The sequence below is a fragment of the Micromonospora sp. NPDC005171 genome (genome assembly GCF_040608575.1).
Lineage (GTDB): Bacteria > Actinomycetota > Actinomycetes > Mycobacteriales > Micromonosporaceae > Micromonospora.
The window spans coordinates 64192-77746 of sequence record NZ_JBEXIM010000003.1 but is presented as its reverse complement, the minus strand read 5'-3'; the positions used below and the strand labels follow the sequence as shown (position 1 = coordinate 77746).

The window sequence follows — 13555 nt, the reverse complement described above, 5'->3', positions numbered from 1 at the left end:
GCTCACCAGCGTGGTGGCCAGCCGTCATCGGCGTCCAGCGGCGGCAGGTCGGTCAACTTCTCCGGGTTGAGCTGGTTGTAGACGGCGGTGATCCGGCCCTGGTTTACCGCGAACGCGGTGACCAGGCGGATCGGCCGTCCGTCGCTGTGTGTCGTCTCCAGTTGGAGGCCGAGCGCGCCGTCGACGAGCACGGGCCGGGCCAGCACCCGGTCGGCGTACCGGCCGGTCCGGCCGAACAGGCCGAGCGTGAGGCGAGCCACGGCGTCCGCGCCGAGCACCGGCCGACGGGCTGCCGGGAAGTGGCCGCCCGAGTCGCCGACGAAGACCACGTCCGGCGCGAGCACCTTCAGGAGCTGGTCCAGCTCGCCGGACTCGGTGGCGGCGACGAACGCCTTGAGCACCCGACGCTGCTCGGCGGGGTCGGCGGTGTGCCGGGGCACGTCCGGCGCGGTGATCGCCCGTCGGGCCCGGGTGGCGAGCTGTCGGGCGGCCACCTCGGTGGTGCCGAGCACCCCCGCGACCCGGGCGAACGGCAGCGCGAACACGTCGTGCAGCACCAGGGCCACCCGTTGCTCCGGCGTGAGCCGCTCCAGCACCACCAGCAGCGCCGTGCCGACCTGGTCGGTGCGGACCGCCCGCTCCGCCGGGTCGGGCGCGTAGCCGTCGGCCGGCGGTCGGCCGCCCAGCTGGCTCACCACCGGCTCCGGCAGCCACTGCCCGGGGTACGCCTCCCGGCGGACCCGTGCCGAGCGGAGCACGTCGAGGCAGATCCGGGCGCAGGTCGTGGTCAGCCACGCGGACAGGTCACGGATCTCGGCGCGGGCCGCGGGGTCGGCCAGCGCCCCGGCGTAGCGCAGCCAGGTCTCCTGCACCGCGTCCTCCGCCTCGCTGCGGCTGCCCAGCATCCGGTGGGCCACCGCGAGCAGTCGGCCCCGCTCGGCCTCGAACTCCGTCGCCAGTTCCCGCACGACCCACCACCCCTTCCGGTCGGCGTCCCCGGCCTACATCCTCCCGCCAGGCGGTTCCGCCGGCAGCCCCGTCACGGCCGTGGGGGCCTGGTGCCTCTGGCGGAGGGAGGTCGGGGCAGGCACCCCGCGGGCCAGGTCGGGGGCGGCTCTCGGCGGGCGGAATGGCGGTGGGTGGGTGATGATCCGTGCATGAGCGAACCCCAGCAAGGGCGGATCGTGGCACCGGACGGCGGCTCCGTGCGGGACCTGCTGCGGGTCACCGCGCCGGTGGATCTCAGCGCGATCGACCCTCGGTCCATGCCCGGTCTGCCAGAGCTCGCGGGCCGTGGCGAGCACCGCAAGACCTGGGCTCGGGAGCAGGTGGAGCTGGTCGGCGAGGAGCTGGGCCGGCAGCAGGAGATGCTCTTCGCGATGGCCAAGACCGGGTCGGAGCGGCCGGCGCGCCGGGTGCTGTTGGTGCTCCAGGCCATGGACTGCGGCGGTAAGGACGGCACGATCAAGCGGGTGGCCGGCGCGATGAACCCGCTGGGCCTGCACATCCGCTCGTTCGGGCCGCCGACCCGCCAGGAACTGCGGCACGACTTCCTCTGGCGGATTCGCCGGGAGCTGCCACCGCCGGGGTACGTGGGGATGTTCAACCGTTCGCACTACGAGGACGTGTTGATCGCGCGGGTCGGCTCGCTGGTGCCGGAGACCACCTGGCGAGCCCGCTATGACGAGATCAACTCGTTCGAGCGGGAGTTGACCGAGGGCGACGTCACCCTGATCAAGGTGATGCTGCACATCTCGTACGACGAGCAGGGCAAGCGCCTGCTGGACCGGCTCACCGACCCGCGCAAGCACTGGAAGTACAACCCCTCCGACATCGAGTCGCGGGGGCACTGGGACGACTACCAGGCCGCGTACGCCGAGGCCCTGAGCCGGTGCGGCACGGACGCCGCGCCCTGGTTCGTGGTGCCGGCGGACCGCAAGTGGTACCGGGACTGGGCAGTGGCCCACCTGCTACGTGAGACGTTCGACACGCTCGATCTGGGGTATCCGGCTGCCGATTTCGACGTGGCGCGGGAGCGGGAGCGCCTGTTGGCTGGGGGAGCGGGTGCGGGTGGGGCAGCCGAGATGAACGGCAGGTGAACGAGCGGTGAATGGTGCCTGGCCAGGGGTGGGCCGGCGAATTCCCGGTTCTGCCGTTTCCTAGCATTCACCGAGCGGGCGCTCTCGGGCGCCGCCACCCTTCCACCGACGCGACGAGGTCTGTGCTGTGAAGTTTTCCTTCCGCCCCACCGAGGGCGCCTTCTACGAGCTCTTCACCAGGGCCGCGCAGAACCTGGTCCGGGGCACCGCGCTGCTCAACGAGCTGGCCCTGCCCGGCGTGGACGTGCAGTCCGTCAGCGAGCGGCTGACCGAGGTCGAGCACGACAGCGACCAGATCACCCACGACCTGTACAAGAAGATCAACTCAACCTTCATCACCCCGTTCGACCGGGAGGACATCTACCGGCTCGGCTCGCTGCTGGACGACGTGATGGACCACCTGGAAGCCGTCGGCGACCTGCTCTACCTGTACGGGCTGACCGAGCTTCCGGCGCTGCCCCGTGAGCTGCACGAGATGGTCAACGTGCTCGACCAGCAGGCCAAGCTGACCGCCGACGCGATGCCCCGGCTGAAGTCGATGAAGGATCTCGAGGACTACTGGATCGAGTGCAACCGGCTGGAGAACGAGGGCGACCGGATCAACCGGCAGCTGCTCGTCCGGCTCTTCTCCGGTGAGTACGACGCGTTGACGGTGCTGAAGATGAAGGAGGTCGCCGACGAGCTGGAGGCCGCCTGCGACGCCTTCGAGCACGTGGCCAACACCGTCGAGACCATCGCCGTCAAGGAGTCCTGAGCCGGTGTCCCCTGAACTCATCGCCGTGTTGGCGGTGATCGCGGTGGCCCTGGCGTTCGACTACACCAACGGCTTCCACGACGCCGCCAACGCGATCGCAACAAGCGTCTCCACCCGGGCGCTGACACCCCGGATCGCCCTCGGGCTCGCCGCGGTCGGCAACTTCGTCGGCGCCCACTTCGGCGCCGGCGTGGCCAAGACCGTCGGCGACGGTCTGGTCACCCTCCCCACCGGGGTGAACAGCCTCGGCGTGGTCTTCGCCGGGGTGCTCGGGGCGATCGCCTGGAACCTGATCACCTGGTACTTCGGTCTGCCCTCGTCGTCCTCGCACGCGCTCTTCGGCGGTCTGGTCGGCGCGACGCTGCTCTCCACCGGCGGCATCGTGCAGTGGGGCAACATCGGCGAGAAGGTGCTGCTGCCGATGGTGCTGTCGCCGATCGTCGGCCTCACCCTTGGCTACCTGTTGATGCTGGCCATCCTCTGGCTGTTCCGGAAGGGGCAGCCGGGCAAGCTCAACCGGGGCTTCCGCTGGGCGCAGACCGCCTCGGCGGCTGCCATGTCGGTCGGTCACGGCATGCAGGACGCTGCCAAGACCATGGGCATCGTGGTGCTGGCGCTCTACACGGGTGGTTTCCAGGAGAGCAAGACGCACATCCCCGGCTGGGTGTTCTGGACCTCGGCGACGATGCTGGCCCTCGGCACGTACGCCGGTGGCTGGCGGATCATCCGCACCCTCGGTCGCAAGATCATCGACCTGGGGCCGCCGGAGGGCTTCGCCGCCGAGACCGTCGCCAGCGCGGTGCTCTACTTCAACGCCCTGGTGCTCAAGGCGCCGATCTCCACCACCCACACCATCACCTCGGCGATCATGGGTGTGGGCGCGACCAAGCGACTGTCCGCGGTTCGCTGGAACGTGGCCGGCAACATCGTGCTCGCCTGGATCATCACGTTCCCGGCCGCCGCACTGATCGCGTGCGTCACGTACCTGCTGGTCCGGCCCCTCTTCGGCTGAGTTCCCGGAAGGGCCCCCGGTCACCGTCTCGCGGTGGCCGGGGGCCCTTCCGCCGTTCAGACGTAGCGCACGCCGATCTGCTCGCGGACCGTGTCCAGCAAGGTCATCACCTCAAGCGTCGTGGCATGCGGCACCACAGGGCTCTCGGTCAGCCCGGCGGCGAGGCAGCGCTGCACCTCGATCGCCTCGTACTGGTAGCCGTTGCCGGCCCCGTCGGCGACGATCGTCTCCGGCTCCGCGCCGGCCCGGTGCACCGTCACCGAACCCGGCCGGAAGAACGGCTCCGGCAGGTCGATCCGACCCGTGGTGCCCGTTATCGAGGCCGTCTGCCCGCTCAACCCGACCATGCCGCAGCTCAGAGTTGCCAGGGCTCCGGTGTCATAGCCGAACAGCATGCCGGTGTTCTCGTCCGTCCCCTCTGGGCCGAGCTGCGCCCAGGACCGGATGTGCTGCGGCACCCCGAGCAGCAGGTGGGCCAGGCTGATCGGGTAGATCCCCAGGTCGAGCAGGGCGCCCCCGCCCAGCGCCGCGTTGCGCATCCGGTGCTCCGGCGGGAACGGCCCGGCCACCGCGAAATCAGCCCGGACACCCGTCACCGTGCCGATCGCCCCGTCCTCGATCAGCTCGACCACCCGCAGGATCATCGGATTCAGCCGCATCCACATCGCCTCCATCAGGAAGACCCCGGCGGCGCGGGCGGTGTCCACCAACTCGGTGCTGGTGGCCAGGTCGAGGGTGAACGGCTTCTCCAACAGCACCGCGCGCCCAGCGGTGAGGCAGGTCATCGCCGCCTCGTAGTGCGCCGAGTGCGGGGTCGCCACATAGATCGCGTCCACCTCCGGGTCGGCGGCCAGCTCCACCCAGGAGCCGTAGGCGCGCTTCGCGCCGTACGTGTCGGCGAAGCGCTGCGCGCTCTCCGCGGCGCGGGAACCGACCGCAACCAACTCGGCGTCCGGCACCAGCCGGAGATCTTCGGCGAAACGGCTGGCGATGTGGCCGGTGGCCAGGATGCCCCAACGAGTCATGCCGGAACGCTAGCCGAGCCAAGTGAACCGCCCGCTGCCCGGCCTGCTGCTGCCTGCCGCGCACTGCCCCGGCTGGCGTTGTCCGGCTGGCGTTGCCCGGCCGTGTGCCTGTGCCCTGCGCCCGCGCCCGACCGGCACCCGCGCATCGGGCCGTTCACCCCGACGAGCGGTATACCTCTGAGGCATATTTATGTTCTGGAGGTATACCGCTGAAGACGTCGACAGGTCCCGACCGAGTCGGCCGCTTCGTGGCTTGGCGCGCGGCCGGCAATCGCGCTGGCGGGAACTAGGCTCGCGGCATGACGATCGACAGTGACGGCTTCGCCGCCCCGGCCGCCCTGGTCGAGCACGCCCGCCGGTTCCAGGCCGAGGGTGGCACCCCGGCGACGCCGCGGGTCGCGGCCACCGTGTTGCTGCTGCGTCCGACCGACGCCGACTTCGAGGTGTACGTCATCCGCCGGGTCGCCGCGATGACCTTCGGCGGGATGTACGCCTTCCCCGGAGGCGGGGTGGACCGTTCCGACTCGGAGACGCACCTGGACTGGGCCGGCCCGACGCCGGACGAGTGGGCGGACCGGCTCGGAGTGGCTCCTGAGGCCGCGCAGGCGGTGGTCTGCGCCGCCGCGCGCGAGGTCTTCGAGGAGGCCGGCGTGCTGCTCGCCGGCCCGAACCGGGAGACAGTGGTGGGTGACGTCAGCAGCGACGACTGGGAGGCGGCCCGGCAGGACCTGGAGGGGCGCCGGCTGGGCTTCGCGGCGCTGCTCGCCGACCGTCAGCTCACCCTTCGGTCGGACCTGCTGCTGCCCTGGAGCCGGTGGATCACGCCCGAGTTCGAGCCGCGCCGCTTCGACACGTACTTCTTCATCGCCCTTCTGCCCGAGGGGCAGCGGACCCGCGACGTCTCCGGCGAGGCCGACCACACCCTGTGGATCCGGCCGGCGGACGCGCTGGCCCGCGCACGGGCCGGCGAGCTGCGCATGCTGCCACCGACCCTGGTCACGTTGGCCCAGGTGGCGGCGGCCGGCGACCTGGCCGGGGTGGCGCGCGCGGCGGCCGACCGGGACGCCGCCAGCCCGGTCACCCCGCGGCTGGACCTGCCCCCGGTTGGCGAACCCCGCTTCGTCCTGGGCTGACCCCCCCACAAGGCATCCACCACCACCGCAAGATCGTGCTCGATCCAGGAAGTAGTGGTGTGGTCGCGCGGAGGAGGCCACTGCTTCCATGTTCCAGCGCGATCTTGAGGGGGACGGGCGGCGAACCACGTTCGGGCCCGCAAAAGGGACGCCGGTCAGGTCGACCGACGCCCCTGGCGGACCGGGAAGCCAGCGGCTCAGCCGAAGCGGCCGGTGATGTAGTCCTCGGTCTTCTTCACGCTCGGGTTGCTGAAGATCTTCTGGGTGTTGTCGTACTCGATCAGCCGGCCCGGGTCGCCGGTCTTCTCGATCGAGAAGAAGGCGGTCCGGTCCGACACCCGCGCGGCCTGCTGCATGTTGTGCGTCACGATGATGATCGTGAACTTGTCCTTGAGCTGGAACATCAGGTCCTCGATCGCCAGCGTGGAGATCGGGTCCAGGGCGGAGCACGGCTCGTCCATCAGGACGACCTGCGGCTCGACCGCGATGGTCCGGGCGATGCAGAGTCGCTGCTGCTGACCGCCGGAGAGGCCCGCGCCGGGCTTGCCCAGCCGGTCCTTGACCTCGCCCCACAGGTTCGCGGCGCGCAGGGCCTTCTCGGCCGCGTCCTCCAGGATCGACTTCTTGCGGACCCCGTTGAGCTTCAGCCCGGCCACCACGTTCTCGAAGATGCTCATGGTGGGGAACGGGTTCGGCCGCTGGAAGACCATGCCGATGGTGCGCCGGACCGCTGTGACGTCCACGTCCCGGTCGTAGATGTCCTGGTCGTCGATGGTCAGGCTGCCCTCGACCCGGGCACCCGGCAGCACCTCGTGCATCCGGTTGATCGACCGCAGGAACGTCGACTTGCCGCACCCGGACGGCCCGATCAGGGCGGTGACCGTCTTCGGTTCGACAGTCAGGTTGATGTTCTCGATCGCCTTGAAGCCGCCGTAGTACGCGGTGACGTTCGAGGCTGAGACGCGCTTGGCCATGGTGGTACCTCCGGGGTTCATCGGCTGAGCCTGTTGCGACGGGCCAGCAGCTTCGCCGCGATCGTCAGGATGAGCACGAGGGCGACCAGGGTGAGTGCCGCGGTCCACGCCCGTGCCGGGGCGTACTTCGACGCGTCACCGGCCTGCTGGTAGACGAAGAGGGACAGCGACGACTGGTTGTTCTCGAAGGGGTTGGTGTTGATCGCCGCGCCACCGCCGGCGACCAGCAGCACCGGCGCGGTCTCGCCGGCCGCGCGGGCGATGGCGAGCATGACGCCGGTGACGATGCCGGGCAGCGCCGTCGGCAGCACCACCCGCAGGATCGTCTTCCACTTGGGTACGCCGAGCGCGTACGCGCCCTCGCGCAGTGGCGCCGGTACGAGGCGGAGCATCTCCTCGGTGGACCGGACGATGGTGGGCAGCATGAGCACGCTCAGCGCGAGCGCGGCGGCGAAGCCGGAGAAGCTGGGCCGACCGTCGTTGAACCACGGCGACACGATCAGCACCCAGAACGCCAGCACGAAGAGGCCGGAGACGATCGACGGGATGCCGGTCATCACGTCCACGAAGAACCGGATCGCGAAGGCGAACTTGCCCCGCCCGTACTCGACGATGTAGATCGCGCAGAGCACGCCGAGCGGAACGGTGATCAGGGTGGCGATGCCGACCTGCTCCAGCGTGCCGACGATCGCGTGGTACGCGCCGCCGTTGGCGTCCCGGGCCCCGATGTTGTTCATCGAGGTCTGGAAGAAGTTGACGTCCAGCCGGTCGGCGCCCTTGCTGACAAGCGTCCAGACCACCGACACGAGCGGCAGCACCGCCAGCACGAAGGCGGAGTGGATCAGCGCGCTCCAGGTGCGGTTGCGGGCCGATCGGCGCCCCTCGACCGCGTTGGCGGCGGCGAAGAGCCCGACCAGGTAGAGGATCGCGCCGAGGACGACCACGAGGACCGGGCCGCCGATGCCGGCGCCGTAGACGACCACTGCGGAGAGCGCCAGGGCCGCCACGGCGATGGCCGGGGCGGCGTACCGGGGCAGCCGCTTGGCCCGCAGCGAGTCGGGCTGGGCCGGCGGCCGGGTGCGGTGGGAGGTGGCGGTTGTGGTCATGCGGCCGACTCCGTGAACTCCCGGCGGCGGTAGATGATCGCCCGCGCCGTGATGTTGACGATCAGCGTGATGGCGAACAGCACCAGACCGGAGGCGATCAGCGCCCCGCGGCCGGTCTCGTTCGCCTCGCCGAACGCGTTGGCGATGTTGGCGGCGATGGTGTTGCCGCCGTTCTGGATCAGGTTGAACGAGATGCCGAAGGTGATGCCGAGGGTCAGCGCCAGGGCGATGGTCTCGCCGAGCGCCCGGCCGAGGCCGAGCATCATCGCGGCGATGATGCCGGGGCGGCCGTAGGGCAGCACCGCGGTGCGGAGCATCTCCCAGCGGGTGGCGCCCAGGGCGAGGGCGGCCTCCTCGTTCGCCGTCGGCGTCTGGAGGAACACCTCGCGGGAGAGCGAGGTGATGATCGGCAACACCATGATCGCGAGCACCAGGGCGCCCAGCATGACGGACGCCCCGAAGGGGCCGTCGCCGCCGAAGAGCGGGATCCAGCCGAAGTGCTGGTTCAGCCAGACCGAGAAGTCCCGGACGGGGCTGCTGAAGACGTCCCGTCCCCAGAGGCCGAAGACCACGCTCGGTACGGCGGCCAGCAGGTCGACCAGGAAGCCGAGCGCGGTGCCCAGCCGGCGCGGCGCGTAGTGCGACAGGTAGAGCGCGATGCCGAGCGCCACCGGCACCGCGATGAGCAGTGCCAGCGCCGAGCTGAGCACGGTGCCGAAGGCGAGCGCACCGATGCCGAACTTCGGCTGGGTTTCGTTGGGGGACCAGCCCTCGTAGGACCAGAAGTTCTCGGTGTTGGCGCGTAGGGCCGGCACCGCCTTGACGACCAGGAAGATCGCGATGGCGGCGATGATGACCAGAACGGCGGTGCCGGCGGCCAGGGTGAGACCGCGGAAGGCCCGCTCGGCGCCGAACTTACGGCTGCGCGGCAGCGCGCCGCCGCCGCCCAGCCCGGTGCCGCCCGGGGAACGGGTGCTGACTGGTGCCTCGGCCACACGCGCCGAGGCACCGGCGGGCCACTCGTGACTCTGGGTCACGCGCGTCCCGCCGGTGCCGGCGTCGGCCGAGCGGTGAGGGGTTTCACCCATCTGCTCGCTCGATTCGGGTTGCGGAGGTGTGGAATCGGGTCAGGAGAGGTTCTTGACCGCGGTCTCGACCTTGGTGCGGACCGTCTCCGGCAGTGGGGCGTAGCCCAGCTCGGTGAGGGAGGCCTGGCCCTCGGCGCTGGCGGCGTGGCCCAGCAGGCCCTTGACCAGCTTCAGCTTGTCGGCCGCGAGGCCCTTGCTGCAGACGATCTCGTACGTCGCCAGGACGATCGGGTAGGCCCCGGCCTCCTTGGTGTTGTAGTCGATCTTCAGCTTGAGGTCGTCGCCCTGACCTTCGACGGCAGCACCGGCGATGGTCTTGCCGGCGGCCTCGGCGGTCAGCGCGGCGAACTCGCCGTTGCCGTTGCCGATCTTCGACATCTTCAGACCGGCGTTCTCGGCGAACGACCACTCCATGTAGCCGATGGAGCCGTCCGCGCCCTTGACCTTGCTGGCCACGCCGTCCGAGCCCTTGGCGCCGGTGCCGCCCGGGGCCTTCCACGCCTTGGCGTTGCCCAGGGTCCAGTCGCTCTCAGCGGTCTTCGAGAGGTACTTGGTGAAGTTGTCGGTGGTGCCCGACTCGTCCGAACGGTGGACGGTCTGGATCGTGGTCGCCGGGAGCTTGGCGTCCGGGTTGTCGGCCTTGATGGTGGCGTCGTCCCACTTGGTGACCTTGCCGGCGAAGATCTTCGCCAGGGTGGCCGGCTTGAGCTGGAGGTTGTCCACGCCGCTGACGTTGTAGGCGACGGCCACCGGGCCGATCACCATCGGCAGGTGGATGGCCTTGCCGCCGACGCACTTGGCGTCCGCCTGCGGCTGCTCCTCCGGCTTGAGCGCGGAGTCGGAACCGGCGAAGTCGGCGGTCCCGGCGATGAACGCCTGGATGCCGGCGCCCGAGCCGGAAGCCTCGTAGTTGATCGTGGTGCCCTGGCACTTCTGCTGGTACGCCTTGATCCACTCGGCCATGGCGTTCTTCTGCGCCGACGAGCCCTGGGCGTTGAGCGTTCCGGTAGCGCAGTCGACCGCGGCGGCCGAGCCCGAAGCAGTCGCGCCGGAGGCGGGCTCGTTGTTGTCCGAGCCGCATGCACTGAGGCCGAGCGTCGCGGCAAGAGCGAGGCAGGCAATAGTGCCGTACCGCTGGAGCTTCACCTGAGGGGTTTCCCTTCGCGTCTGACTTGGCGCCCCGATCCCGGGGCCCGAGGACCGGCACTGACCGGCTGACACGAAAGTTAGAAGTGCCAGGTAGCCGGTTCGCCGGTCGCAAGTGAACGCAAGGTGAACACGTACGGCCCCCGAGGTGACCGCTTGCCGAGGGTGAGTTGTCCGTTGAGTGAACCCGGGTACACCTGTCGGAAGTATGGGTATATTTCCGGTTCGTCGTTATGCCGCCGACGCCCTGCCGTTACCCACCGGTGACCCGGTCGGAGCGACGGCCGACGGTCAGCCCAGGTGGTAGTTGATGTGCGCGGACCAGCGGGCGAAGCCCAACCGCTCGTAGAGCGCGACCGCCCCGGTGTTCGAGTCGTCCACATAGAGCATCACCCGGTCGAGGCCACGCTTGTCCCGCAGGTGGGCCAGTCCGGCGGTGGTCAGGGCCCGGCCGAGCCCGCCGCCGTGCGCGGTCGGCTCCACCCCCAGGACGTACACCTCGCCGATCCGGGCCGACCCCGGCCGCTCGTGCACCTTGGTCCAGTGGAAACCGAGCAGCCGGCCGGTCGCGGTCTCCTCGGCGAGCAGAAAGCCCGCCGGGTCGAACCACGGCTCGGCGAGGCGGACCCGCAGGTCGTCCGACGTCCACCGGCCCTGTTCCGGGTGCTCGGCGAAGGCCCGGGCGTTGAGGGTCAGCCAGGCTGCGTCGTCCTCCCCCTGTCGGAACGCACGCAGCGTCACCCCGTCGGGCAGGCGCGGCTCACCCAGCGGGGCGGCCAACGGCCGGCGCAGCTGCCAGAGCACCCGGGCGCGGGTGAAGCCGAGGTCGACGGCGAGCGCCGCGGCCGAGGGGTGGTCGCCGTGCGCCCACGCCCGCAGCGGCCCGGTGGCCGAGGCGAGTACGCCCCGGGCGAGCGCCCGACCAGTGCCCCGTCGCCGGTACGCGGGGTGCACCACCAGCTCGACCCCGATCCCGCCGACCGGGTCGGTGGTGTCCAGGTGCGCGTACCCGGTGAGGGCGCCGTCGTCGGCGCGGGCGATCAGGTGTACGGCGGGGGCGTGGGGGTCGCGCAGCCGGAGCAGGACGTGTTCGTCGAGCGGGTCGGCTCCGTCCGTGTCACCCGCGGCGCTGACGAGGGCCAGTACGTCGGCGATCTCCGCCGACGCCAGTCGCTCGCTCCGGGTCACCTGGTCGCTGGTCGGCTCCGCGCTGCTCATTCCGCCACCGTATCCGTTGCGTGTCGTGACGCCCGGAGCGTCGCCGTAAAGCCGCGGCTCACGTCGGGTCGGTGGGGAGTGCCTCCAACTCGAACCGGGCGGTCAGGTCGGGCAGGATCCGGCGCAGCGCCTCCACCGTGCCCTCGCGGTTCCCACCGGCGTCGTGCAGCAGCACCACCGAGCCCGGCTCGGCCTGGCTCACCACCGTCGCGGTGATCTTGCCAGCGCCGGGCAGGTCCCAGTCCGACGGATCCACCGACCAGTGTAGCGGGGTCATGCCGAGCTGCCGCGCCACCGACACCACCGGGTACGTCCAGGCCCCGCCCGGCTGGCGGTACCAGACGATCGGGGCGTTCGGCACCGCCGCCCGGATCGCCGCGTTGGTGCGCAGGAGGTCGGAGCGGATCGCGTCGGCCGATCGGGCGCCCAGCCCGACGTCGTGTTGCCAGGAGTGGTTGCACAGGGTGTGCCCGCCGTCCACGATCGACTGGATCAGTTCGGGGTGGTTCTGCGCGTTCTCGCCGACCACGCAGAACGTGGCGCGCACGTCGTATTCGCGCAGCAGGGCGAGGACCTGCGGGGTGTAGCGCGGGTCCGGCCCGTCGTCGAAGGTCAGCGCGAGCCGCGGGGTGCCGGTGGTCGCGTGCGCGCCGAACAGGTTGTCGCCTCCGGAGTCCCGTCCGGACCCGTCCTGGCCGGCCTCGGCTGGGCCGGTTCCGGCCGGGCTGGCGCTGTTGCTCGGGCCTGCGCCCGGCCCGCCACCGCTGGGCTGGTCGGCGTAGTGCGGCCCGTCGGCGCTCGTGGTGACCCCGGTGGAGTGCCGAGGGGCCTGGTCGGGGACGAGGCTGCGGCCCAGGACGTACGCGGAGCCGAGCAGCCCCACCACCACTAGTGTCACGATCCCCGCGGCCCGCGCGGTGGAGCTGCCCCGCGTCACGACTTCCGCCCGACCTGCCGGTCACGCCGGCCCGTCGCCCCCGTGGTCAGTGCGCGCACCGTCGCCCCTTTCTCCGACAAACCCGGCAGTCAGAATAGAGCCGCCAAGCTGCGCAAAAAGGGCATATGGGAAATCGTCCGGTGCGTTCCTCCGCTCAGACCGGCAGGGGCGCGTGCTCCGCCTCGGGAAGCGACCGCGACGGCGGCACGACGAACTTGTAGCCGACCTGGCGGACGGTGCCGATCATCGACTCGTACTCCGAGCCGAGCTTGGCGCGCAGTCGCCGGACGTGCACGTCCACGGTGCGGGTGCCGCCGAAGTAGTCGTAGCCCCAGACCTCGCGCAGGAGCTGATCCCGGGTGAACACCCGGCCCGGGTGCTGGGCCAGGAACTTCAGCAGCTCGAACTCCTTGTAGGTGAGGTCGAGCGGGCGCCCCTTGAGCTTGGCCGCGTAGGTGTCCGGGTCGATGGTCAGCTCGCCGGCCCGGATCGAGCCACCCGCACCAGCGGTCGCGTTGCTGAGCCGGCCCACCGCCAGCCGTAGCCGTGCCTCGACCTCGGCCGGGCCCGCCGAGGCGAGGATGACGTCGTCGACGCCCCAGTCGGCGTTGAGCGCGATCAGACCGGCCTCGGTCACCACCGCGACCAGCGGCACGCCGAGCCCGGTGGCGTGCAACATCCGGCAGGTCGCCCGGGCCTCGCTCAACTCCGATCGAGCGTCCACCATCACCGCGTCGGGGCTGGGGCCCGCGACCAGGGTGCGAACGTCGCGCGGCGCGGTACGGACCGAGTGTGGCAGCAGGTCGAGTGCCGGCAGCACAGCCGACGGTTCACCTGCGCGCGCGGTCACCAGCAGCAGGATCTCCACGATCACCTCCGTCCCGGCGGCGCGAGGCCGCACGCGACCAGTCGCACTCATCAGGGAGTGCGCTGAGAAATTGCGTGGTCCCGGCGTCGCTGACGGGCGGGTAACGCGTTGAGCCTAACCGATCGCCTCGGCCACGCCGTCAGGCCGTTTCCCGTTTGTCTATCTTGCCCCTGATCGTGGCCCGGATTTTAACGT

13 protein-coding genes are annotated in these 13555 nt (G+C 70.8%); 4 read left to right on the top strand and 9 right to left on the bottom strand.

Translation table 11 applies throughout. The features are described from left to right. Window positions 1-2: 2 nt before the first annotated feature. Complete coding sequence (gene sigJ / locus ABZU74_RS06905) at window positions 3-968, bottom strand: RNA polymerase sigma factor SigJ (protein WP_355419285.1); 966 nt, start codon at window positions 966-968, stop codon at window positions 3-5. A 189-nt stretch (window positions 969-1157) separates the two neighbouring features. Between sigJ and ABZU74_RS06900 the strand changes: the two genes are divergently transcribed. From ABZU74_RS06900 to ABZU74_RS06890, 3 genes are all read left to right on the top strand, one after another. Continuing rightward, the gene (locus ABZU74_RS06900; protein WP_355419283.1) at window positions 1158-2099 is read left to right on the top strand and encodes a PPK2 family polyphosphate kinase; all 942 of its coding nucleotides are present in this window, start codon (window positions 1158-1160) and stop codon (window positions 2097-2099) included. A 127-nt stretch (window positions 2100-2226) separates the two neighbouring features. Beyond that, window positions 2227-2853: a DUF47 family protein gene (locus ABZU74_RS06895; RefSeq protein ID WP_053655020.1), complete on the top strand. Its 627-nt coding sequence runs from the start codon at window positions 2227-2229 to the stop codon at window positions 2851-2853. A gap of 4 nt (window positions 2854-2857) precedes the next feature. Continuing rightward, window positions 2858-3865 carry an inorganic phosphate transporter gene (locus ABZU74_RS06890; protein WP_091402868.1) on the top strand — a complete coding sequence of 336 codons (1008 nt, stop codon included), beginning with the start codon at window positions 2858-2860 and terminating at the stop codon, window positions 3863-3865. Window positions 3866-3921: 56 nt separating this feature from the next. Here the strand turns inward: ABZU74_RS06890 and ABZU74_RS06885 are convergent, their stop codons facing one another. Then, complete coding sequence (locus ABZU74_RS06885; protein WP_355419281.1) at window positions 3922-4890, bottom strand: Gfo/Idh/MocA family oxidoreductase; 969 nt, start codon at window positions 4888-4890, stop codon at window positions 3922-3924. Window positions 4891-5189: 299 nt separating this feature from the next. Between ABZU74_RS06885 and ABZU74_RS06880 the strand changes: the two genes are divergently transcribed. After that, a complete protein-coding gene (locus ABZU74_RS06880) occupies window positions 5190-6023 on the top strand; it encodes an NUDIX hydrolase (protein WP_355419279.1) in 834 nt (277 codons plus the stop codon). A gap of 197 nt (window positions 6024-6220) precedes the next feature. On the opposite strand, the gene pstB is transcribed toward ABZU74_RS06880, so the two are convergent. From pstB to ABZU74_RS06845, 7 genes are all read right to left on the bottom strand, one after another. After that, on the bottom strand, window positions 6221-6997 hold the full coding sequence (gene pstB / locus ABZU74_RS06875) for a phosphate ABC transporter ATP-binding protein PstB (RefSeq protein WP_112584183.1): 777 nt from the start codon (window positions 6995-6997) through the stop codon (window positions 6221-6223). 17 nt (window positions 6998-7014) lie between these two features. After that, window positions 7015-8103 carry a phosphate ABC transporter permease PstA gene (pstA, locus tag ABZU74_RS06870; protein ID WP_355419277.1) on the bottom strand — a complete coding sequence of 363 codons (1089 nt, stop codon included), beginning with the start codon at window positions 8101-8103 and terminating at the stop codon, window positions 7015-7017. After that, window positions 8100-9191, bottom strand: coding sequence for a phosphate ABC transporter permease subunit PstC (gene pstC / locus ABZU74_RS06865; protein WP_355419275.1), 1092 nt, complete (start codon window positions 9189-9191; stop codon window positions 8100-8102). Before pstC ends, pstA begins: the two co-directional genes overlap by 4 nt. A 39-nt stretch (window positions 9192-9230) precedes the next feature. Next, window positions 9231-10337: a phosphate ABC transporter substrate-binding protein PstS gene (gene pstS, locus ABZU74_RS06860; RefSeq protein WP_355419273.1), complete on the bottom strand. Its 1107-nt coding sequence runs from the start codon at window positions 10335-10337 to the stop codon at window positions 9231-9233. A 291-nt stretch (window positions 10338-10628) separates the two neighbouring features. Further along, a complete protein-coding gene (gene mshD, locus ABZU74_RS06855) occupies window positions 10629-11555 on the bottom strand; it encodes a mycothiol synthase (RefSeq protein WP_355419271.1) in 927 nt (308 codons plus the stop codon). Between the two features lie 58 nt (window positions 11556-11613). Continuing rightward, on the bottom strand, window positions 11614-12492 hold the full coding sequence (locus ABZU74_RS06850; RefSeq protein WP_355419269.1) for a polysaccharide deacetylase family protein: 879 nt from the start codon (window positions 12490-12492) through the stop codon (window positions 11614-11616). A gap of 154 nt (window positions 12493-12646) precedes the next feature. Beyond that, window positions 12647-13366, bottom strand: a complete 720-nt coding sequence (locus ABZU74_RS06845) for a response regulator transcription factor (protein WP_181518701.1) — start codon at window positions 13364-13366, stop codon at window positions 12647-12649. Window positions 13367-13555 lie beyond the last annotated feature (189 nt).

What these genes read in the sequence shown, in the direction of transcription:
- ABZU74_RS06900 (WP_355419283.1), top strand. Translation starts at nt 1,158, where the DNA reads ATGAGCGAACCCCAGCAAGGGCGGATCGTGGCACCGGACGGCGGCTCC.
- ABZU74_RS06885 (WP_355419281.1), bottom strand. Translation starts at nt 4,890, where the DNA reads ATGACTCGTTGGGGCATCCTGGCCACCGGCCACATCGCCAGCCGTTTC.
- ABZU74_RS06880 (WP_355419279.1), top strand. Translation starts at nt 5,190, where the DNA reads ATGACGATCGACAGTGACGGCTTCGCCGCCCCGGCCGCCCTGGTCGAG.
- pstB (WP_112584183.1), bottom strand. Translation starts at nt 6,997, where the DNA reads ATGGCCAAGCGCGTCTCAGCCTCGAACGTCACCGCGTACTACGGCGGC.
- pstA (WP_355419277.1), bottom strand. Translation starts at nt 8,103, where the DNA reads ATGACCACAACCGCCACCTCCCACCGCACCCGGCCGCCGGCCCAGCCC.
- pstC (WP_355419275.1), bottom strand. Translation starts at nt 9,191, where the DNA reads ATGGGTGAAACCCCTCACCGCTCGGCCGACGCCGGCACCGGCGGGACG.
- mshD (WP_355419271.1), bottom strand. Translation starts at nt 11,555, where the DNA reads ATGAGCAGCGCGGAGCCGACCAGCGACCAGGTGACCCGGAGCGAGCGA.